This is a genomic window from Mesorhizobium sp. B2-7-2 (assembly GCF_006440775.1).
In the GTDB taxonomy this organism is placed as follows: Bacteria; Pseudomonadota; Alphaproteobacteria; order Rhizobiales; family Rhizobiaceae; genus Mesorhizobium.
The window spans coordinates 497907-517519 of the sequence record NZ_VFTZ01000001.1; the positions used below are offsets into that span (position 1 = coordinate 497907).

Consider the following 19613-nt stretch of genomic DNA (forward strand, 5'->3'; position numbering starts at 1 on the left):
CGTAGCTCCGGCCCAAAAGCTAGTTGCCGGCCTTACTTCTGCCAGCTCTTGACCAGCTCGTCGTAGTTGACGGTGATCGGCTTGTCCTTCTCGTTCTCGACCTTGAGCTGCGGCGCAAGATTGCCCTTCGAGCTGGCGTCCTTGTTCCAGTAGTCGAGGTCGTGCTCTTCGGCCATTTTCGGGCCGATGTCGCCCTGCACGCCTGACTTCTCGAGGCGGGAGAGCACCTTCTCCTGGTCGGCGCAGAGCGAGTCCATCGCTTCCTGCGGGCTCTTGGCACCCGACGAGGCATCGCCGATATTCTGCCACCAGAGCTGCGCCAGCTTCGGATAATCCGGAACATTGGTGCCGGTCGGGGTCCACTGCACGCGCGCCGGCGAACGGTAGAACTCGATCAGGCCGCCGAGTTTCGGCGCACGTTCGGTGAAGCTCTTGTCGTGGATGGTGGAGTCGCGGATGAAGGTGAGACCGACCTGGCTCTTCTTCACGTCGACGGTCTTCGAGGTGACGAATTGCGCATAGAGCCAGGCGGCCTTGGCGCGATCGGTCGGCGTCGACTTCAAGAGCGTCCAGGAACCTGCGTCCTGGTAGCCGAGCTTCATGCCGTCCTTCCAGTAGACGCCGTGCGGCGACGGCGCGACGCGCCACTTCGGCGTGCCGTCATCGTTCACCACCGGCAGGCCGGGCTTGGCCATGTCGGCGGTGAAGGCCGTGTACCAGAATATCTGCTGGGCGATGTTGCCCTGCGAGGGTACCGGGCCGGACTCGGAGAAGGTCATGCCCTGGGCCTCCGGCGGCGCATAGGCCTTCAGCCAATCGAGATACTTCTGGATGGCATAGACCGAGGCCGGGCCGTTGGTGTCGCCGCCGCGGGCGACGCAGGAGCCGACCGGACGCGAATTCTCGTCGACCTTGATGCCCCATTCGTCGACCGGCTTTCCGTTCGGGATGCCCTTGTCGCCATTGCCGGCCATCGAGAGCCAGGCATCGGTGAAGCGCCAGCCGAGCGACGGGTCCTTCTTGCCGTAGTCCATGTGGCCAAAGACCTTCTTGCCGTCGATCTCACGGCCGGTGAAGAATTGGGCAATGTCCTCATAGGCCGACCAGTTGACCGGCACGCCGAGGTCGTAGCCGTACTTCGCCTTGAAGTCCGCCTTGTTCTTCTCGTCGTTGAACCAGTCGTAACGGAACCAGTAGAGGTTGGCGAACTGCTGGTCGGGCAGTTGGTAGAGTTTTCCGTCGGGCGCGGTGGTGAACGACTTGCCGATGAAGTCGTCGACGTCGAGCATCGGATCGGTGACGTCCTTGCCCTCGCCGGCCATCCAGTCGGTCAGGTTGCGTGCCTGCTGATAGCGCCAGTGCGTGCCGATGAGGTCGGAGTCGTTGACCCAGCCGTCATAGAGGTTCTGGCCGGTCTGCATCTGGGTCTGGATCTTCTCGACGACGTCGCCTTCCTGGATGACGTCATGCGTGACCTTGATGCCGGTGATGGCGGTAAAAGCCGGGGCCAGCGTTTGTGACTCATACTGGTGCGTCGTCAAGGTTTCCGACACCACCTTGATTTCCATGCCGGCGAACGGCTTGGCGGCGTCGATGAACCACTGCATTTGCTTTTCCTGATCGGCGCGCGAGAGCGTCGACAGGTCGCCTATCTCCTTGTCGAGAAAGGCTTTTGCTTCATCCATCCCGGCATAGGCATGGCCCGCTCCAAGCAATAGAACAAGGGCGGTCGTCGATGTTAGAAATTGCCGTCGCATGTGTCTCCTCCAGTCTTAAGTTGCAAGTGCGATCCGGAGCGGCCGCCAGCACGCGGCCGCTCCGGCTATTCCCCCTCTATACGTATCGGAACACGCCAACGGCGTAGACCACGGAGAGAGCGAGAGCCCACCACAGGTTGGGCCCAACAAGGCCCAGCCAAGCGAGATGGATGAAGGCGCTGCCGAGCAGCGAAACGAAAAGGCGGTCGCCGCGCGTCGTCTCGAAGCGCAGCATGCCGACGCGCGGATTGCCGCCGGGCGAGACATATTCCCAGACGCCCATGCCGAAGAGCATCAGCGCAATAACGATGAAGAAGGCGGCCGTCGGCCACGTCCACGCCATCCAGGAGAAGTCGAGGTTCATGGCTTAGACCCTCCCCAGGGCAAAGCCCTTGGCGATATAATTTCGCACGAACCAGATGACCAACGCACCGGGGATCAGCGTCAGCACGCCGGCGGCGGCGAGCAGGCCCCAATCCATGCCGGCGGCCGAGACGGTGCGGGTCATGGTGGCGGCGATCGGCTTGGCGTCGGTCGTGGTCAGCGTGCGCGCGATCAGGAGTTCCACCCATGAGAACATGAAGCAGAAGAAGCAGGCGACACCGATGCCGCTCGCGATCAGCGGCATGAAGATCTTCACGAAGAAGCGCGGGAAGGAATAGCCGTCGATATAGGCGGTCTCGTCAATCTCCTTCGGCACGCCGGACATGAAGCCTTCGAGGATCCACACCGCCAGCGGCACGTTGAACAGGCAGTGGGCGAGCGCCACCGCGATATGCGTGTCGATCAGACCGAAGGCTGAATAAAGCTGGAAGAACGGCAGCGCGAACACCGCCGGCGGCGCCATGCGGTTGGTCAAAAGCCAGAAGAACAAATGCTTGTCGCCGAGGAAGCGGTAGCGCGAGAACGCGTAGGCCGCCGGCAGTGCCACCGCCACCGAGATCACCATGTTCATCACCACATAGGTGATCGAATTGATGTAGCCGGAATACCAGGAGGCGTCGGTGAAGATGATCTTGTAGTTGCGCAGCGTCGGCTGATGCGGAAAGAGCGTCAGCGAGGACACGATCTCCTGGTTGGTCTTGAAGCTCATATTGATGAGCCAGTAGATCGGCAACAATAGCACGATGATGTAGACCGTCGGCACGATCCACCACCAGCGCGATTCCTCGCCGCGGCGGCGCATCAGCTTCGCCACCTCGTCCTGCGACAGCGTGCTGCCCACCTCGGTCACCGCCGCTTCGCTCACGCGCGTCGTCTCGTTGGCGCCCGCCATCTCAGCGCTCCGCGTCGTAGTTGGTCATCACGGTGTAGAACACCCATGACAACAACAGGATGATCAGGAAGTAGACCAGCGACATCGCCGCCGCCGGACCGAGGTCGAACTGGCCCAGCGCCGTCTTGACGAGGTCGATCGACAGGAAGGTCGTCGAATTGCCGGGGCCGCCGCCGGTGACCACGAAAGGCTCCGTGTAGATCATGAAACTGTCCATGAAGCGCAGCAGCACTGCGATCAAAAGCACGCGCTGCATCTTGGGCAGTTGGATGTAGCGGAACACCGCCCAGCGCGAGGCGCCGTCGATCTTGGCCGCCTGGTAGAAGGCATCCGGGATCGAGACCAGGCCGGCATAGCACAGCAGCACGACCAGGCTTGTCCAATGCCAGACATCCATGACGATGACGGTGACCCAGGCGTCGAACGGATCCTGGACATAATTGTAGTTGAAGCCCAGCGCATTGACATAATAGCCGAGCAGCCCGATGTCGTTGCGGCCGAACACCTGCCAGATCGTGCCGACGACGTTCCACGGAATGAGCAGCGGCAGCGCCATCAGCACCAGGCAGACCGGCACACCCCAGCCCTTCTTCGGCATGTTGAGCGCGATGAAGATGCCGAGCGGCACTTCGATCGCCAGGATGATGAAGGAGAAGATCAGATTGCGCACCATCGCTTCCCAGAAGCGGTCGGAGTGCAGCAATTCCTCGAACCATTCGGTGCCGGCCCAGAAGAAGACGTTGTTGCCGAACGTGTCTTGCACCGAATAATTGACGACGGTCATCAGCGGGATGACGGCCGAGAACGCCACCAGCACCAGCATCGGCAGGACAAGGAACCAGGCCTTGTTGTTCCAGATCTTGTCCATCTATGCCCCCATCTCGACGCGCCAGGAATCGGCATAAATGTTGATGCCGGCCGGATCGAAGCGGACTTTGGGTTCGGCCGGCACCTCGTCGTCCTCGCCGATCACCGCGGCGATCTCCCTGCCTTCCAGGTTGGCGCGCACGACCTTGTGGCGGCCGACGTCCTCGACCTTGCTGACCTGCACCGCCATGCCCTCGCGGCCGAGCCGCACATATTCGGGACGGATGCCGAGCTCGACGGCGCCGGCTTCGGCCTTGGGCACGCCGGGTAATTCGATGCGCTGCGCGCCGAGCTTCGCCGTCCTGCCTTCCAGCGCAACCGGCAGCACGTTCATGCCCGGCGAGCCGATGAAATAACCGACGAAGGTGTGGCGCGGACGCTCGAAAAGTTCGGCAGGCGTGCCGATCTGCACGATCTCGCCGTCATACATGACCACGACGCGGTCTGCGAAAGTCAGCGCTTCGGTCTGGTCATGCGTGACATAGACCATGGTGTAGCCGAAGCGGCGGTGCAGTTGCTTCAACTGCGAGCGCAGCACCCACTTCATATGCGGGTCGATGACCGTCAGCGGTTCGTCGAACAGAATGGCGTTGACGTCGGAGCGCACCAGGCCGCGTCCAAGCGAGATCTTCTGCTTCTGGTCTGCGGTGAGCCGGCGCGCCTTCCTGTTCGCCATCGAAGCGAGATCGATCATGTCGAGCGTCTCGCGCACCTTGCGGTCGACATCGGCTTCCGGCACGCGCCGGTTGCGCAGCGGGAAGGCCAGATTGTCGTAGACGGTCATGGTGTCGTAAATGACCGGGAATTGGAACACCTGGGCGATATTGCGCTCCTGCGTCGACAGCCTGGTCACGTCCCGGCCATTGAACAGCAACTTGCCGTGCGAGGGGTGCAGCAGTCCCGAAATGATGTTGAGCAAGGTGGTTTTGCCGCAGCCCGAAGGCCCGAGCAGCGCGTAGGCGCCGCCATCCTCGAAAGTGTGGTGCACTTCCTTCAGAGCGAAGTCGGAATCCTTCTGCGGGTTGGGCAGGTAGGAATGGCGGATGTGATTGACCTCGATGCGCGCCATCGTTTTCTCCTCAGGCCGCCAGCTTCGACGCCGTCACGGCGCGGCCGTTATGGTCGAATACCATGATGTGGCGCGGATCGATGAACACCTCGACCTCGTCGTCCGTCTCGAAATCGAGAATGCCATGCGCAAGCATCACCCAGCGCGCATCGGCGAAATCGAGATGGACGAAGCTCTCCGAGCCGGTGATCTCCGTGATGGTGACCTTGGCCCGCACCGGCACGGCGCCGGCGTTCGGCCGCTCCAACGACAAATGATGCGGCTGGAAGCCGATCGTGTAGCTGGCGTCCGCAATGCCGGCGAGTTCCGTCGGCACCGGCAGCTTGACGCCGCCTTCGAGCAGGAAATCCGACCCCTTCTTGGAGAGCACGATGGTGTTGAGCGGCGGATCGGCGAAGGTCCGCGCCGTCACCAGGTCGACGGGCTTGCGGAACACTTCGACCGTCGGGCCAAATTGCGTGACGCGGCCTTCCGAAAGCGTTGCTGTGTTGCCGCCGAGCAAAAGGGCCTCGTGCGGCTCGGTCGTCGCATAGACGAAGATCGTGCCGGCCGCGGCGAAGATCTTCGGCAATTCGGCGCGCAATTCCTCGCGCAGCTTGTAGTCGAGATTGGCCAAAGGCTCGTCGAGCAACACCAGGCTGGCATTCTTGACGATCGCACGGGCAAGCGCGGTGCGTTGCTGCTGGCCGCCGGACAGGCTGAGCGGCGTGCGGTCGAGATAGGGCGTGAGCTTCAAGAGCGCCGCCGCGTTGCGCACCTCCTTGTCGATCTTCGCCTGCTCGACACCGGCTACGCGCAGCGGCGAGGCGATGTTCTCGTAGACGGTCATCGCCGGGTAGTTGATGAACTGCTGGTAGACCATGGCGACGTTGCGCTTCTGCACCTTCTGTCCGGTGACGTCCTTGCCGTCGAACCAGACCGAGCCGGAAGTCGGCGCGTCGAGGCCAGCCATCAGCCGCATCAGGCTGGTCTTGCCGGAGAGCGTCGGCCCAAGCAGGACGTTCAGCGAGCCGTGCTGAAGCGTCAGCGACACGTCGCGGATATGCTCCTGCGCGCCGACGGTCTTCGTCACGTTCCTCAATTCCAGCATCACGCCTCCTCCCAGGCCTTGCGCATCAGCAGCCGATCCTCATTCCGCCGCCGCGACATGGCGGCTGCTCAGTCCGCGCATGAATTCTTCCAATGCCGCCGTCTGCTCGCGGCTGAAATGCAAACCGCGCTTGGTGCGGCGCCACAACACGTCCTCGGCGGTGACCGCCCATTCGTTTTCGGCCAGATAGCGAACTTCCGCCTCGAAAAGGTCGGCGCCGAAATTGCGGCCGAGATCGGCATTCGACTTGGCGAGCCCGAGCAGCCTTTCCGCCCGCGTGCCGTAAAGCCGGGTGAAGCGGCGCGCCAGCCGCTGGTCGAGGAACGGATAGGCGCTCTTCAGCCTGGCAACCTGGGCATCGAAGCCGGTCGCGGCGAAATCGCCGCCGGGCAGCGGCGCATCATGCGTCCACGGACTGCCGCGCTTGCCGAGAAAACCCTCGATCTTCTCCAACATCGATTCCGCCAGCCGGCGGAAGGTGGTGATCTTGCCGCCGAACGCGTTGAGCAAAGGGGCAGCCCCCTCCCCGCCATCGGCCTTCAGCACATAGTCGCGCGTTGCTTCCTGCGCCTTCGAGGCGCCGTCGTCATAGAGCGGGCGCACCGCCGAATAGGTCCAGACGATATCGGAGCGCTTCACCGGCTGCGCGAAATATTCGCTTGCCGCGGCGCACAGATAGTCGATCTCGGTGTCGGAGATCTTCACCTCATGTGGATCGCCCGGATAGTCGCGATCGGTGGTGCCGATCAGCGTGAATTCTTCCTCGTAAGGAATGGCGAAGATGATGCGGCCGTCCTTGTTCTGGAAGAAATAGGCGCGCGGGTCGTCGAACTTCTTGTTGATGACGATGTGGCTGCCCTGCACGAGGCGAACATTGTGGACGTCGTTCTGGCCGACCGCTGTCGAGAGCACGTGATCGACCCAAGGGCCGGCGGCATTGACGAGAAGCCGCGCGCGAACCTCTTCGGTCTCCCCGGTAAGCACATTCTGCACTTTCACGGTCCAAAGCGCGCCGTCGCGACGCGCGCTGACGACCTTGGTGCGGGTGCGGATAGCGGCGCCCCGGTCGGCGGCGTCACGCGCGTTCAGCGCCACCAGGCGCGCGTCGTTGACCCAACCATCCGAATATTCGAAAGCCTTGCGGAACAATGGCTTGAGCGGCTTGCCTGCCGGATCGCGGGCCATATCCAGCGTCTTCGTCGCCGGCAGCAGCTTGCGCCCGCCGATATGATCGTAAAGGAACAGTCCCAGCCGGATCAGCCAGGCGGGCCTGAGCCCCTTGGCATAAGGCAGCACGAAGCGCATCGGCCAGATGATGTGCGGCGCGTTCTTCCACAGAACCTCGCGTTCCATCAGCGCTTCGCGCACCAGCCGGAACTCGTAGAATTCGAGATAGCGAAGGCCGCCATGTATGAGCTTGGTCGAGCCGGAGGAAGTCCCGCTGGCGAGATCGTTCATTTCGGCAAGGTAAACTGAAAATCCGCGGCCGACGGCATCGCGGGCTATGCCGCAGCCGTTGATGCCGCCGCCGATGACGAAAATGTCATGGATCGGAGATGCGTCCAAAGATTCCTCCAACGATTTCGCATTGCACCATTTTTGTGATTTACGAAACCGTGACGGAATTATTTCGAACTCAAAGCGAATGTCAAACGAAATATCGCAGTCGGCTGAGCAAGCCGTCGAGGCGTGCCTATTCGAACGCTGTCTCGATCAGCCGGACTTCGGTTTCCTCGCAAATCCTGCGAATCGACGGGATCTCGCAACGATCGGTGATGAAGGTATTCACCTGCGAAAGATGTCCAATCCGGACCGGCGCCGTGCGTTCGAATTTCGTCCGGTCGGAGACCAGAATGACGTGGCGGGCATTTGCGATGATGGCCTGCGCAACCTTCACCTCGCGGAAATCGAAGTCGAGCAGCGCGCCGTCATGATCGATCGCCGAGGCGCCGATGACGGCGTAATCGACCTTGAACTGGCGGATGAAATCGACGGCCGCCTCGCCGACAATGCCGCCGTCAGAACCGCGCACGACGCCGCCGGCAATCACCACCTCGATCGTGGGGTAGATGCGCATCCTATTGGCAACGTTGATATTATTGGTGATGACCATAAGCCCGTTATGGTCGAGCAGCGCCTTGCTGACGGCTTCGGTGGTGGTGCCGATATTGATGAACAGCGAGGCATTGTCAGGAATCAGCCGCGCCGCCGCGCTGCCGATCGCCTCCTTCTCGTCGGCGGCAATCTTGCGCCGTGCCTCGTACTCCATGTTCTCGATGCCGGACGGGAACAGCGCACCGCCATGGATACGGGTCAGCAGGCGCTGATCGCACAGATCGTTGAGGTCCTTGCGGATGGTCTGCGGCGTCACGTTGAAATGCGTCGCCAGGTCATCGACCAGCACCCGGCCATGGTCTTTCGCCCTCTGGATGATCTCTGCATGGCGTGGCGAAAGAAACATTGCGCGTCCTCCATTTTCGTTTTTTCCGTCTATATCGGAAAACGAAAGCGAAGAAAAGGTATAAGCCGGCTAACGAAAATCACCTGATTGCAAAAGGCAAACCAGTGCGGAACAGGTCTGCCGCCTCAGGATGAGCGCCGCGCAATCTCTATTACGACGTCGAACGCCGCGTCGACATCTGCGGCGCGATAGTCGGCGCCCCAGTCGGCGGCGCGCCTCGACCAATCGCGGAATTCATCGCTGTCCATATTTCCCTCCCAGCGGCCGTCGAAGATACCGGCCGGTCGAACCGCTCTCGGAAAGCCCTATCCCGGAAAATCCGGCAGATTTGAAAAAGCGATTTTCAGCGCGTTGGACCAGCCGTCCGATATGGTGCGGTAGTAAGGATCATCATGGCCGATCCGTCGGTTCAGCCCCACCCTGAGCGCATCCTGTTCCATGAACAGCAGATCGAGCGGCAGCCCGACCGAGAGGTTGGATTTCAGCGTCGAGTCGAACGACACCAGAAGCAGCTTCACCGTTTCGGCCAGGCTCATTGCCCGATCATAGGCACGGATGATGATCGGCTTGCCGTATTTCGTCTCGCCGATCTGGAAGAAAGGCGTGTCGTCGGTCGACTCGATGAAATTGCCTTCCGGATAGATCATGAACAGTCTGGGCGGACTGCCCTTGATCTGGCCGCCGAGGATGAAGGAGGCGTTGAAGTAGGAATCCGCCTTGTCGCCATTCGGCGAGGCATGCTCGATGACTTCCTTCACTGTATCGCCGACCAGCCGCACCGTCTGGTACATGGAGGGAGTTTCGAGCAGCTTCGGATGACGGTCGCCGACCGCCTTGTTACGCTCGTCGAGCAGGCTGACAACGGCCTGCGTCGTGGCAAGGTTGCCCGCCGACATCAGCACGATGACGCGCTCGCCGGGCTGTTCCCACACATGCATCTTCTTGAAGGTCGAGATCGAATCCATGCCGGCATTGGTGCGCGTGTCCGACATGAACACGAGCCCGCTATCGATCTTGAGGCCGACGCAATAGGTCATGATTGCTCTTCTGCTAGCGATTCCGGCGCAGATTACTGCTCTACCGTGACGGTGACGGCAAGCTTCTCTTGCGCCTGCCCCAGCAGTATCCCCGACACCGGCGAGGCATCGCGATAGTCACGCCCCGTCGCCACCCGAACATAGCGTTCGTCGGGAGAGATACAGTTCGCCGGGTCGAAGGCAACCCATCCGAGCCCCACGACATAGGCCTCGGCCCAGGCATGGCTTGCCGCCTGCTCGACGGCCGCATCCATCATCAGGTAGCCGCTGACATAGCGGGCGGGAAAGCCTAGGGCGACGGCGGTGGCGATGAAGATGTGGGAGTGGTCCTGGCAGACACCGGACTTCAATGCGAGCGCCTCCTCCGCCAGCGTCACGACGCTGGTCGTGCCCGGCCTGTAGGCGACGCGTTCGCCGATAGCGCCCATCAGCCGGTGCAGTCGCTCGATCTCGGTGCCCTGGCCCAGCGTGCCGGCCAGTTCGCGTATGCCCTCGCCGGCGGCGGTGAGTGGCGTCTGCTGTGCGAACAGCCAGAGCGGCGCAAAACCCTGATGCGGACCCGTCACGCCCGCCGTGTCATGCGTGGTCACGTCTCCGGCTGCCTCGACAGTGATCGAATTCTGGCCGCTCTCGGCGCTCACCAGCCGCGTCTCGTTGCCGAAATGGTCGGTGAAGCGCACCTCCTCGCGCGCGCCTTCGACCTTGACCGCCCAGGAGCCGACGGTCTGCGTGCGCCCGCTGGAAGGCCAAAGGCGCAGCCGCTGCAGCAGATACTGCACCGGCTGATCGTAGCGGTACTCGGTGCGGTGGGTGATCTTGAGCCGCATAACGCTCGCCTCGGCTGTGCTCAATAGAATCGGTAGTCCTGGGCGATCTCGTCGCCCAGCCTGGTGTTGTCGCGAATGAACTCGGCCAGGAACTCGTGCAGGCCATGATCGAATATGTCCTTGATGGAACCCCTTTTGAGCAGCGCCTGGATCTTCTCGGCCGTGCCATGGCAGGCATGGCGTTCACCGTAATCGTCGGCGAGGAATTTCAGATGCTCGCCGAGGAAGCGGTAGCAGAAAGTCAGCGAGCGCGGCATGCGCACGTTGAGGATCAGATAGTCGGCGATATTCGTCGGCTTGTAGTCGGCTTCATAAACCCAGCGATAGGAACGGTGCGCCGACACCGAGCGCAGGATCGATTCCCACTGGTAGTTGTCGAGCGTCGAGCCGACCCAGGACAGCGACGGCAGCAGCACATAATATTTCACGTCGAGAATGCGCGCCGTGTTGTCGGCGCGTTCGACATAGGTGCCGAGCTGCGAGAAATCGAAAATCTCGTTGCGCAGCATGGTGCCGTAGAACGAACCGCGGATCAGCGCCGTCTCGCGCTTGATTGCATCGAGCACCGTCGGCAGGTCGCGTTCGTCGATCGGCCTTGCCAGCATGCGCTTCAGCGACATCCAGGCTTCGTTGATGCTTTCCCAGGTCTCGCGGGTCAGCGCCGTGCGCACCATGCGGGCATTGTTGCGCGCCGTCTCGATCGACGACATCGTGCTCGACGGGTTCGAGGTGTCGCGCAGCAGGAAGTCCGAGACGTTGGCGGCGGTATAGTCCTGGTACTTCTGGCTGAAGGCGATGTCCGAGCCGGCGCTGAGCAGCACCGAGTTCCATTCCTCCGAAGCGCTCTGCGTGCGCGTCAGCGCCATGCGCAATCCCGCATCGACCAGGCGCGCCATGTTTTCGGCCCGCTCGATATAGCGGTTCATCCAATAGAGACCGTTTGCGGTGCGGCCCAAAAGCATATCAGCTTGCTCCGGTGTCGAGCGAATAGCGAATAGCGAGTAGCGAATAGGGAGAAAAAGACTTCATGACTTTTGCTGCAGGCTCCGGATCATCGAACGTAGCATCTTTCCAATTTCGTCAGTTTGGCCAAGCAAGCTGGCGACCTTCGCTTCGACCATCAGCCCAACCTCTCCACACAGGATGAGATGTGTCTCCAACTCTTTCAGAGAGCCCTGCGCTACCCGAAGAAATTGGATGAAAGCTCCCGTATTTTCTCTTCCGTGACCTTCCGCAACATTCGCGGCGATGGAAGCCGCCGAACGTCGTATCTGAGAGGTCATTCCGTATGCTTCGCTGTTCGGAAAACCTTTCGTGGCCGAATAGCAATCCACGGCCAACCTCAAAGCCGCCTTCCAAACAATCAGATCTCTGTAGGAATTGATTGCCGTCGTATCCCCCTTTTCGCTACTCGCTATTCGCTACTCTCTATTCGCTCTTTCAATCATCCAGCACCCACGTATCCTTCGTCCCGCCCCCCTGTGAGGAATTGACCACCAAGGACCCCTCTTTGAGCGCGACGCGCGTCAAGCCACCCGGCACGATCTGGATGCGGTCGGATACGAGCACGTAAGGCCTGAGATCGACATGGCGCGGCGACAGGCCCTTCTCGGTCAGGATCGGGCAGGTCGACAGCGCCAGGGTCGGCTGAGCGATGTAGTTCGAGGGCTTCGCCTGCAGCTTCTTGGCAAACTCCTGGCATTCCCTCTTGGTCGCCGCCGGGCCGACCAGCATGCCGTAGCCGCCGGAGCCGTGCACTTCCTTGATGACGAGCTCGTGGATGTGCTCCAGCACATATTTCAGGCTGTCGGCTTCCGAGCAGCGCCATGTCGGGATGTTGCCGAGGATCGCCTTGCGGCCGGTGTAGAACTCGACGATCTCCGGCATGTAGGAATAGATCGCTTTGTCGTCGGCGATGCCGGTTCCCGGCGCGTTGGCGATGGTGATGTTGCCGGCGCGGTAGACATCCATGATGCCGGGCACGCCGAGCGCGGAATCCGGCCTGAAGGTCAGCGGATCGAGGAAGTTGTCGTCGACGCGCCGGTAGAGCACGTCGATCTGCTTGTAGCCTTCGGTCGTGCGCATCGCCACATGGCCGTCGACGACGCGCAGGTCCTGCCCTTCGACGAGTTGCACGCCCATTTGGTCGGCAAGGAACGCATGCTCGAAATAGGCCGAGTTGTACGAACCCGGCGTCAGCACCGCGATGGTCGGCGCGCCCTTGCTGCTTTGCGGCCGCACCGCGGCCAGCGACTGGCGCAGGAGTTGCGGGTAGTTCTCGACCGGTCGCACCTTTATCTTCTGGAACAGCTCCGGAAAGAGCTGCATCATCGTCTCGCGATTCTCCAGCATGTAGGAGACGCCGGACGGCGTGCGGGCATTGTCCTCCAGCACGTAGAACTCGTTCTCAGAGATGCGGACGATGTCGACGCCGATAATGTGGGTGTAGACGCCGGCCGGCGGCCTGACCCCTATCATCTCGGGCAGGAAGGCCTCGTTCTTCGCGACAAGCTCCCTCGGCACGCGCCCGGCGCGCAGGATTTCCTGGCGGTGGTAGATATCGTCGAGAAAGGCGTTCAGCGCTTGCACGCGCTGCTCGATGCCTTGCGTCAGACGGCGCCATTCCTGGCCGGAGAGGATGCGCGGGACGATGTCGAAAGGGATCAGCCGCTCGGAAGCTTCCTGCTCGCCATAGACGGCAAAGGTAATGCCGGTCTTGCGGAAGACGCGCTCGGCGTCCTGCATCTTCTGGGTAAGCCTGGCTGGGTCCTGCTCCTTCAGCCAGCGATCGTAAGCCTCATAAGGTCTTCTCAATCCGGAAACTTCCGGAAGCATTTCGTCGAACGCTGCCAATCGCGTACTCCCCTCTGAGACCATTTCACTGGCCCCGCCGGAGAAAATCAAGCGCAATCGGTGATTTAGGAAGCCGTGACGGCCACTCTATGCAAATTGCCTAAAATCAAGGCACGGACAGCAAGGCCAGGTCAGCTCCTGCTTCCCGGCGGGGCACAGACAGCCCCGGTCAGAACGCCCGGAAGGTGACTATGGTGAAGGTGTCCTTGATTCCAGGCAGAATCTGCACCCGCTCGTTGACGAAGTGGCCGACATCTTCCTCGTCGTCGACATAGAATTTGGCGAGCAGGTCGTAATTGCCGGCAGTCGAATAGATTTCCGAAGCGATTTCGGCATCGGCTAGCGCGCTGGCGACCTCATAGGCCTTGCCCAGGTCGCACTTGATCTGCACGAAAAATGCCTTCATTGCCCGGTCCTGCCAGCCTGCTTCATGAATAAGCGGCCCTTGTGGCAGACTGCTGCCCGGCTTTCAAGCTTCACGCGCCGCGCACCTCGAAGAGTACCTGATCCCGCTTCCCGACGCTGAAATGGCGAAATCTTCGCAACCCGGTGAAACCACGCCATGCCGCGACGCGTATGTTAGATTCGTTCGCCAAGCGAATTCCTGGAGGCACGCCATGCGCCGCGCTTTGTTCGCACTTGCTCTTGTTCCGATGTTGATGGCCTCGCTTGCTTTCGCCGGCGACGCCGAGATCAAGGCCGCGCAGACGGTCATCGACAGCCAGTTGAAGGCCTTCGTCGCCGATGACGGCGCCACCGCCTACAGCTTCGCCGCGCCGAACGTGAAGCAGATCTTTCCGACCGTCGACACCTTCATGAACATGGTGACGAACGGCTACGCACCGGTGCGCAAGCCCCGGTCCTATTCCTTCGGCGAGGTCGAGCAGACCGGACCCGGCTCAATCGTCCAGCAGGTGCTGATCCTCGGGCCCGACGGCAAGGATTATGAGGCGGTCTATACGCTGCAGCAGCAGGCGGACGGCAGCTTCAAGATCACCGGTTGCAGCCTGCGCGCCTCGACTTCGGTCAGTACCTGAACCCGCCCCCGCATGACCGCTCAATCTCGGCGGCTATACAGTGTCCAGCCAAGACCGGAGAGGCCCCAGAAGGTCGAGGCTCCGGCTCGTTCGTAGGCAAGTGCGCAATCGAAGTCCACGCGCTCCGGCTGTTTTTGGGTATCGCCTTCGAGAATCAGCCAGTCCGCGCGTCCGGCGCAAATCTTGTCCTGGGTGACGAGCGAAGCCTGGCGGCCAATGCGCGCAGCGAAATAATCGACCACCATGCCGGTGCGGAAATCGGCGTTGGTTGCATATGTGGCGGCGCCGCTCTTTGTCATCTCGTCCACCATCCCGGAATAGGAACCGCGCCCATGCTCATAGAAATGGGCCAGCAACGCCGCGTTGCCGCCCACCACAAGAACGAGCATCCCGGCGGCAAAAAGCCTTCTCTTACCGCCGGCGTCGAAGCCGCGTCCGATCAAGTCTCCGGCCCAAAGCAGCAACAAGGTTCCGCTGACAATGAAATAGCGCGGGAATTCAACATTCGGCAGATGCGCCGCCGCCATTAGGGCGGGCAGCCCGACGATGCCGATGGCATAAAGGCTGGCCCGGCGATCACGCGAGACGCCAGCATGTGCCAAGACCAGGATGCAGGTCACCGCGACGCACGTCCAGTCGCCGATCCAGTCCGGCAGACCGAAAAGATAGCGGATCATTCCGCCATAACCGGCGGCGAATTTCTCGAGCGAGAAAGAGGAAAAACCGCCGACATTGAAGCTGAACAATCGCGCGCCTATAAGCATTGCCGCGGCAAGCGGAAGCACGGCAAGGAAAGCAGGCAGAAAGGCCTGGACGACCTCCTTGTTGACGACAATCAGGCTGCGGCTGCCTCGCCAGCTCAGCCACGCCGTCCAGGCCGTGAGCACCACCACCGTTTCGGCCATTGTCAGGTGGGAAAGGAAGCCAAGCAGAATTGCGACAGCAAGAGCGACGCCATACGCACCCCGCTTGTCGAACCAGCGCTCCAGAAGAGCCACGGCAACGAGCGTGAACAGCGTCAGGCCGGCATAGCCACGCGCCTCCGAGCCATAGTGAACCATCGGATAGCTCAACGCAAACAGCAGCGCCGACCCAATCATTGCCCAACGTCCGCGCGATATCGCCGCGGCTGCGATGACGGTGCATCCGCTGAGCGTTATCGACAAGCCGCGCTGGACCAGCGGCGCGGCATCGGGCCCGACGACATACTGGTATATCGAGTTGAGAAAGTGGTTGTTGTCGTGGTTCACACGCCAGAATATCTGGTCGATCGACGTCAGGGGCTTCAGCAGCGTGATGCTCCAGATCTCGTCGTGCCAGAGATCCCCGCGCGCGCCGAGCAGGCGCAAGATAAGGCCGACAAGCACGGCCCCTGAAATTACAAGTAATAGACTGTAACTCCATTGCTGGGTCGCCGTCGAACGTGGCCGGTGACCATTAGCGCTTGCTACTTTATGGTCGACGATCGACGCGTCTATCTTTACCAAAGTCGTGCCGCCCCTTGCCTCGATATGGCAAGGCATACTTACTCTTGATCTGATTTATGAAAAGTTTTCCGACGGCTTCCTGATCAAAGGACCGGGATATCGCCCCGCCCCCAGCCTTCAGTAATCTCGGCGGCGCGCGCTTCGAAAGCCTGCGCCTCGATGGCCGCTCGGACGTCCTGCATCAGCCTCTGATAATAGGACAGGTTGTTCCAGGTGAGCAGCATGGCGCCGAGCGCTTCCTGCGAGCGCACCAGGTGATGCAGGTAGGCGCGCGAATAATCGCGCGCGGCGGGGCAGTCGCTCTCCTCGTCGAGCGGGCGCGGATCGTCGGCATGGCGGGCGTTCCTGAGATTGACCTTGCCGCGGCGCGTGTAGGCAAGCCCATGGCGGCCGGCGCGGGTCGGCATCACGCAGTCGAACATGTCGATGCCGCGCGCCACCGATTTCAGGATATCGTCCGGCGTGCCGACGCCCATCAGGTAGCGCGGTCTGTCGGCCGGCAGCTCCGGGCAGGTGATGTCGAGCATCTCCAGCATCACCGGCTGCGGCTCGCCCACCGCCAGCCCGCCGACCGCATAACCTTTCAGATCCATCGCTTTCAGCGCCTGGGCGGAGCGCACGCGCAAGGCCGCGCTGTCGCCGCCCTGGACGATGCCGAATATCGCCTTGCCCGGCTGGTCGCCGAACGCCGCCTTGCAGCGCTCTGCCCAGCGCAGCGACAATTCCATGGCGCGCTCGATCTCCTCGGGCTTGGCCGGAAGTGCTGTGCATTCGTCGAGCTGCATCTGGATGTCGGAATCCAGCAGCCCCTGGATTTCGATCGATCGCTCCGGCGACATCTCGTAGGCCGCGCCGTCGATATGCGAACGGAAGGTGACGCCCTGTTCGGTCAGCTTCCTGAGCTTCGACAGCGACATGACCTGGAAGCCGCCGCTGTCGGTCAGGATCGGATGCGGCCAGCGCGCGAACTCGTGCAGCCCGCCAAGCCGCGCCACGCGCTCGGCGCCTGGTCGCAGCATCAGATGGTAGGTATTGCCGAGGATGATGTCGGCGCCGACCCCGCGCACCTGGTCCATATACATGGTCTTGACGGTGCCGCCGGTGCCGACCGGCATGAAGGCCGGCGTGCGGATCTCGCCGCGCGGCATCGTGACCAGGCCGCGCCGCGCCTTGCCATCGGTGGCAAGCACCTCGAATGAAAAAGTCTCAGCCATTGAATTCCTTGTCGTGCTCCGGCGCGCCGGGCGCCTGCTCGTCGAGCGACTGCCGGTAGCGGATGCAGCCGCGCATGAATTTCGGCCATGGCGGCACGGCGATCGACGGCTCGGTCCCTTCCGGCAAAAGGTCCCAGAGATCGGGGTGATGCCAGCACAGATCATGCCCGGTCGCGTCGCGATGCGCGCGGATGCCGGCGCGCAGCTTCTTCACCTCCGCGATCAGCGTATCGCGGTCCATGCCCTCGAGATCATCGTCCATCGCTTGTCTCCGATCGAAAAAGCAGGCTTGCGTCTCCATAGGAGTAGAACCTGTAGCGGTTCTCGATGGCATGCGCATAGGCCGAGCGCATCGCCTCCAGCCCGCTGAAGGCCGAGACCAGCATGAACAGCGTCGAGCGCGGCAGATGGAAATTGGTCATCAGCATGTCGGCCGTACGGAAGCGATAGCCGGGCGTGATGAAGATGTCGGTGGGTCCGGACCAGGGTTCGATCCTGCCGTCGTCGCGCGCCGCGCTCTCCAAGAGCCGCAGCGATGTCGTGCCGACGCAGATGATCCGCCCTCCCCGCGCCTTGGCCGCGTTGAGCGCCGCCGCCGTCTGCGGGCTTACCGAGCCGGTCTCGGCGTGCATCTTGTGGTCGGTCGTGTCGTCGGCCTTCACCGGTAAAAAAGTGCCGGCGCCGACATGCAGCGTGACGAAGCGGCGCTCGATGCCCTTGGCGTCGAGCGCCGCGAACAGCTCCGGGGTGAAATGCAGGCCGGCGGTGGGCGCGGCCACCGCGCCTTCCTCGCGCGCATAGATCGTCTGATAATCGGCGCGGTCGCGCTCGTCGTCCTCGCGCTTCGACGCAATGTAGGGCGGCAGCGGGATATGCCCGACGGCATGCAGCGCCTCGTCGAGAAAGGCGCCCGACAGATCGAAGCCGAGCAGCGCTTCGCCGCCCTCACCTTTTTCAAGCACTGTGGCGTCGAGCCGGCCCAGAAAGCAGGAATTGCCGTCATGGCCGAACTGGATGCGGTCGCCGGCGGCGATGCGCTTGCCCGGTCGCATGAAGGCCAGCCAGCGGTCGGGGCCGGTGCGCATGTGCAGCGTCGCCTCGACCTGCGCCGCCGCTTCGCCGCGCAGCCTGATGCCCTTCAATTGCGCCGGGATGACCTTGGTGTCGTTGAACACCAGCACGTCGCCGGCCTTGAGCAGCGCCGACAGGTCCCGGACCGTCCGGTCCTCGAAACCGGCACCCGGTCTCACCACCAGCAGCCGAGCGCTGTCGCGCGGCTCGGCCGGCCTGAGCGCGATGCGGTCTTCGGGAAGATCGAAATCGAAGAGGTCCACTTTCATGTCCGCGCCAATAACCCGATCGCCGCGCTCTCGCCACCGTCTTGTTGCCGCGCCTTGCGAGCAATTGCCGTCGATTGCCCTTCGCCGCTCAATCTCAACAAACCGCTTGCAAAATGCAATCGGTATGATATTCGCACTGCTGCTTCCGAAAACAAACCAATTCAGGAGATGAGTATGGGCAAGGTGCGTGTTGCCGGGTTTGGCGTTTCGCTTGATGGCTTTTCCGCCGGGACGGACCAGAGTCTGGAATACCCGCTTGGCAAACGCGGACCTGAGATATTCCAGTGGTTCTTCGGCACCAAAACATTCCGTGCCATGCATGGCCAACCGGGCGGGTCCGAAGGCATTGATGAGAAATATGCCTTCCGCGCGATGGATGGCTTCGGCGCCTTCATCCTCGGCCGCAACATGTTCGGGCCGATCCGCGGCGAGTGGCCGGACGATCAATGGAAGGGCTGGTGGGGCGACAACCCGCCCTATCATGCGCCGACCTTCATCCTAACCAACCACCCGCGCGATCCGATCGTCATGGAGGGCGGCACTACCTTCTTCTTCGTCACCGACGGCATCGAATCGGCGCTCGAACAGGCCGAAACGGCGGCGGGAGACCTCGATGTGAAGATCGGCGGCGGCGTTTCGACCGTGCGGCAGTATCTGCGCGCCCGTCTCGTCGACGAGATGCATCTGGCGGCCGGGCCGGTTCTGCTGGGCCAAGGCGAAAACCTGTTCGCGGGCCTCGACCTTAGCGCGCTCGGCTATGCCGTCGCGTCAATGGAACACTCCGAGCACGCCATGCATGTCCTGGTGACGAAACAGTAATCCGAACGAAACGGCTGACACTCAGGTCAGCCGCACCAGCAGCGCTCCGGCCAAGAGCAGCACCGCGCCGGCGACGCGGCCAAGCGAGATTTCGCGCACCGCCACGCCAAGGAAGCCGGCGCGGTCGATCAGCATGCCGGCGATCAGCTGGCCGGCGACCAGGAAGGCCATCAGCGCCGCAGCGCCGATGCGTGGCGTGAGGATCGTCGACAGCGTCACATAGAAGCCGCCGAGCATGCCGCCGGCGATGAACAGCCAGGGCGCCGGCGCTTTCCAGTCGAGCGAGATGCCCTGCAGCTTCACCACCGAGATCGAGATGATGCCGAGCACGATGGCACCGGACAGGAAGGAAAAGGCGGCGGCCGCGACCGGAAGGCCGAGGCCCTTAGCCAATTGCGAATTGATCGGCGCCTGGATGGCGATGAAGGCGCCGGATAGGATGCCGAGGAGGGACCAGACAGCGCCCATCATCATCCGCC

Annotated in this window: 22 protein-coding genes; 2 read left to right on the forward strand and 20 right to left on the reverse strand. The window is 62.1% G+C overall.

Features of this window, described 5'->3' with window-relative positions; all coding sequences use genetic code 11:
* Positions 1 to 32: 32 nt before the first annotated feature.
* The 15 genes from FJ425_RS02520 to FJ425_RS02585 all read right to left on the reverse strand — a co-directional run bounded on the left by FJ425_RS02520 (position 33) and on the right by FJ425_RS02585 (position 13643).
* Positions 33 to 1757, reverse strand: a complete 1725-nt coding sequence (locus FJ425_RS02520) for an ABC transporter substrate-binding protein (RefSeq protein WP_140627784.1) — start codon at positions 1755 to 1757, stop codon at positions 33 to 35.
* 76 nt (positions 1758 to 1833) lie between these two features.
* Entirely contained in the window at positions 1834 to 2121 is a 288-nt protein-coding gene (locus FJ425_RS02525) for a DUF2160 domain-containing protein (protein WP_140545837.1), read from the reverse strand.
* A gap of 3 nt (positions 2122 to 2124) precedes the next feature.
* Positions 2125 to 3033, reverse strand: a complete 909-nt coding sequence (locus FJ425_RS02530) for a carbohydrate ABC transporter permease (protein ID WP_140627782.1) — start codon at positions 3031 to 3033, stop codon at positions 2125 to 2127.
* 1 nt (position 3034) lies between these two features.
* Positions 3035 to 3901, reverse strand: coding sequence for a sugar ABC transporter permease (locus tag FJ425_RS02535; RefSeq protein ID WP_140627780.1), 867 nt, complete (start codon positions 3899 to 3901; stop codon positions 3035 to 3037).
* Entirely contained in the window at positions 3902 to 4969 is a 1068-nt protein-coding gene (locus FJ425_RS02540) for an ABC transporter ATP-binding protein (RefSeq protein ID WP_140627778.1), read from the reverse strand.
* Positions 4970 to 4979: 10 nt separating this feature from the next.
* Positions 4980 to 6059 (reverse strand): ABC transporter ATP-binding protein, encoded by a 1080-nt coding sequence (locus FJ425_RS02545; RefSeq protein ID WP_140627777.1) that lies wholly within the window; start codon positions 6057 to 6059, stop codon positions 4980 to 4982.
* A gap of 39 nt (positions 6060 to 6098) precedes the next feature.
* Complete coding sequence (gene glpD / locus FJ425_RS02550) at positions 6099 to 7625, reverse strand: glycerol-3-phosphate dehydrogenase (RefSeq protein WP_140627775.1); 1527 nt, start codon at positions 7623 to 7625, stop codon at positions 6099 to 6101.
* A gap of 127 nt (positions 7626 to 7752) precedes the next feature.
* A complete protein-coding gene (locus FJ425_RS02555; protein ID WP_140545843.1) occupies positions 7753 to 8520 on the reverse strand; it encodes a DeoR/GlpR family DNA-binding transcription regulator in 768 nt (255 codons plus the stop codon).
* Positions 8521 to 8645: 125 nt separating this feature from the next.
* Entirely contained in the window at positions 8646 to 8768 is a 123-nt protein-coding gene (locus FJ425_RS32295; protein ID WP_281405763.1) for a hypothetical protein, read from the reverse strand.
* A 57-nt stretch (positions 8769 to 8825) separates the two neighbouring features.
* Positions 8826 to 9557, reverse strand: a complete 732-nt coding sequence (locus tag FJ425_RS02560; RefSeq protein ID WP_140627773.1) for a peptidase — start codon at positions 9555 to 9557, stop codon at positions 8826 to 8828.
* A gap of 32 nt (positions 9558 to 9589) precedes the next feature.
* Positions 9590 to 10384, reverse strand: a complete 795-nt coding sequence (locus FJ425_RS02565) for a transglutaminase family protein (protein WP_140627771.1) — start codon at positions 10382 to 10384, stop codon at positions 9590 to 9592.
* Between the two features lie 20 nt (positions 10385 to 10404).
* A complete protein-coding gene (locus tag FJ425_RS02570; protein WP_095765309.1) occupies positions 10405 to 11346 on the reverse strand; it encodes an alpha-E domain-containing protein in 942 nt (313 codons plus the stop codon).
* A gap of 63 nt (positions 11347 to 11409) precedes the next feature.
* Positions 11410 to 11802 (reverse strand): four helix bundle protein, encoded by a 393-nt coding sequence (locus FJ425_RS02575; RefSeq protein ID WP_181175775.1) that lies wholly within the window; start codon positions 11800 to 11802, stop codon positions 11410 to 11412.
* A 22-nt stretch (positions 11803 to 11824) separates the two neighbouring features.
* Positions 11825 to 13237: a circularly permuted type 2 ATP-grasp protein gene (locus FJ425_RS02580; RefSeq protein WP_181175767.1), complete on the reverse strand. Its 1413-nt coding sequence runs from the start codon at positions 13235 to 13237 to the stop codon at positions 11825 to 11827.
* A gap of 169 nt (positions 13238 to 13406) precedes the next feature.
* On the reverse strand, positions 13407 to 13643 hold the full coding sequence (locus FJ425_RS02585) for an Lrp/AsnC family transcriptional regulator (RefSeq protein WP_027166286.1): 237 nt from the start codon (positions 13641 to 13643) through the stop codon (positions 13407 to 13409).
* 211 nt (positions 13644 to 13854) lie between these two features.
* Here FJ425_RS02585 and FJ425_RS02590 point away from each other — a divergent pair, with 211 nt between their 5' ends.
* Positions 13855 to 14274 (forward strand): DUF4864 domain-containing protein, encoded by a 420-nt coding sequence (locus FJ425_RS02590; RefSeq protein WP_140627767.1) that lies wholly within the window; start codon positions 13855 to 13857, stop codon positions 14272 to 14274.
* A gap of 20 nt (positions 14275 to 14294) precedes the next feature.
* Here FJ425_RS02590 and FJ425_RS02595 read toward each other — a convergent pair whose 3' ends face one another.
* The 4 genes from FJ425_RS02595 to queA form a co-directional block, all read right to left on the reverse strand.
* A complete protein-coding gene (locus FJ425_RS02595) occupies positions 14295 to 15761 on the reverse strand; it encodes a hypothetical protein (RefSeq protein ID WP_140721492.1) in 1467 nt (488 codons plus the stop codon).
* Between the two features lie 83 nt (positions 15762 to 15844).
* Positions 15845 to 16975, reverse strand: a complete 1131-nt coding sequence (tgt, locus tag FJ425_RS02600) for a tRNA guanosine(34) transglycosylase Tgt (protein WP_140721495.1) — start codon at positions 16973 to 16975, stop codon at positions 15845 to 15847.
* A complete protein-coding gene (locus FJ425_RS02605; RefSeq protein WP_140627762.1) occupies positions 16968 to 17237 on the reverse strand; it encodes a hypothetical protein in 270 nt (89 codons plus the stop codon). The genes tgt and FJ425_RS02605 overlap by 8 nt, the downstream gene beginning before the upstream one ends.
* Positions 17227 to 18315: a tRNA preQ1(34) S-adenosylmethionine ribosyltransferase-isomerase QueA gene (gene queA / locus FJ425_RS02610; protein ID WP_140721498.1), complete on the reverse strand. Its 1089-nt coding sequence runs from the start codon at positions 18313 to 18315 to the stop codon at positions 17227 to 17229. The genes FJ425_RS02605 and queA overlap by 11 nt, the downstream gene beginning before the upstream one ends.
* A gap of 174 nt (positions 18316 to 18489) precedes the next feature.
* Between queA and FJ425_RS02615 the strand changes: the two genes are divergently transcribed.
* Positions 18490 to 19134, forward strand: coding sequence for a dihydrofolate reductase family protein (locus tag FJ425_RS02615; RefSeq protein ID WP_140721501.1), 645 nt, complete (start codon positions 18490 to 18492; stop codon positions 19132 to 19134).
* Positions 19135 to 19155: 21 nt separating this feature from the next.
* Here the strand turns inward: FJ425_RS02615 and FJ425_RS02620 are convergent, their stop codons facing one another.
* A complete protein-coding gene (locus FJ425_RS02620) occupies positions 19156 to 19605 on the reverse strand; it encodes a DMT family transporter (RefSeq protein WP_140545854.1) in 450 nt (149 codons plus the stop codon).
* Positions 19606 to 19613: the final 8 nt, after the last annotated feature.

Bases quoted from the DNA above. Each gene is read 5' to 3' on its own strand.
- FJ425_RS02520 (WP_140627784.1), bottom strand. From the start codon at position 1,757: ATGCGACGGCAATTTCTAACATCGACGACCGCCCTTGTTCTATTGCTT.
- FJ425_RS02525 (WP_140545837.1), bottom strand. From the start codon at position 2,121: ATGAACCTCGACTTCTCCTGGATGGCGTGGACGTGGCCGACGGCCGCC.
- FJ425_RS02530 (WP_140627782.1), bottom strand. From the start codon at position 3,033: ATGGCGGGCGCCAACGAGACGACGCGCGTGAGCGAAGCGGCGGTGACC.
- FJ425_RS02535 (WP_140627780.1), bottom strand. From the start codon at position 3,901: ATGGACAAGATCTGGAACAACAAGGCCTGGTTCCTTGTCCTGCCGATG.
- FJ425_RS02540 (WP_140627778.1), bottom strand. From the start codon at position 4,969: ATGGCGCGCATCGAGGTCAATCACATCCGCCATTCCTACCTGCCCAAC.
- FJ425_RS02545 (WP_140627777.1), bottom strand. From the start codon at position 6,059: ATGCTGGAATTGAGGAACGTGACGAAGACCGTCGGCGCGCAGGAGCAT.
- FJ425_RS02555 (WP_140545843.1), bottom strand. From the start codon at position 8,520: ATGTTTCTTTCGCCACGCCATGCAGAGATCATCCAGAGGGCGAAAGAC.
- FJ425_RS32295 (WP_281405763.1), bottom strand. From the start codon at position 8,768: ATGGACAGCGATGAATTCCGCGATTGGTCGAGGCGCGCCGCCGACTGG.
- FJ425_RS02560 (WP_140627773.1), bottom strand. From the start codon at position 9,557: ATGACCTATTGCGTCGGCCTCAAGATCGATAGCGGGCTCGTGTTCATG.
- FJ425_RS02565 (WP_140627771.1), bottom strand. From the start codon at position 10,384: ATGCGGCTCAAGATCACCCACCGCACCGAGTACCGCTACGATCAGCCG.
- FJ425_RS02570 (WP_095765309.1), bottom strand. From the start codon at position 11,346: ATGCTTTTGGGCCGCACCGCAAACGGTCTCTATTGGATGAACCGCTAT.
- FJ425_RS02585 (WP_027166286.1), bottom strand. From the start codon at position 13,643: ATGAAGGCATTTTTCGTGCAGATCAAGTGCGACCTGGGCAAGGCCTAT.
- FJ425_RS02590 (WP_140627767.1), top strand. From the start codon at position 13,855: ATGCGCCGCGCTTTGTTCGCACTTGCTCTTGTTCCGATGTTGATGGCC.
- tgt (WP_140721495.1), bottom strand. From the start codon at position 16,975: ATGGCTGAGACTTTTTCATTCGAGGTGCTTGCCACCGATGGCAAGGCG.
- FJ425_RS02605 (WP_140627762.1), bottom strand. From the start codon at position 17,237: ATGGACGATGATCTCGAGGGCATGGACCGCGATACGCTGATCGCGGAG.
- queA (WP_140721498.1), bottom strand. From the start codon at position 18,315: ATGAAAGTGGACCTCTTCGATTTCGATCTTCCCGAAGACCGCATCGCG.
- FJ425_RS02615 (WP_140721501.1), top strand. From the start codon at position 18,490: ATGGGCAAGGTGCGTGTTGCCGGGTTTGGCGTTTCGCTTGATGGCTTT.
- FJ425_RS02620 (WP_140545854.1), bottom strand. From the start codon at position 19,605: ATGATGGGCGCTGTCTGGTCCCTCCTCGGCATCCTATCCGGCGCCTTC.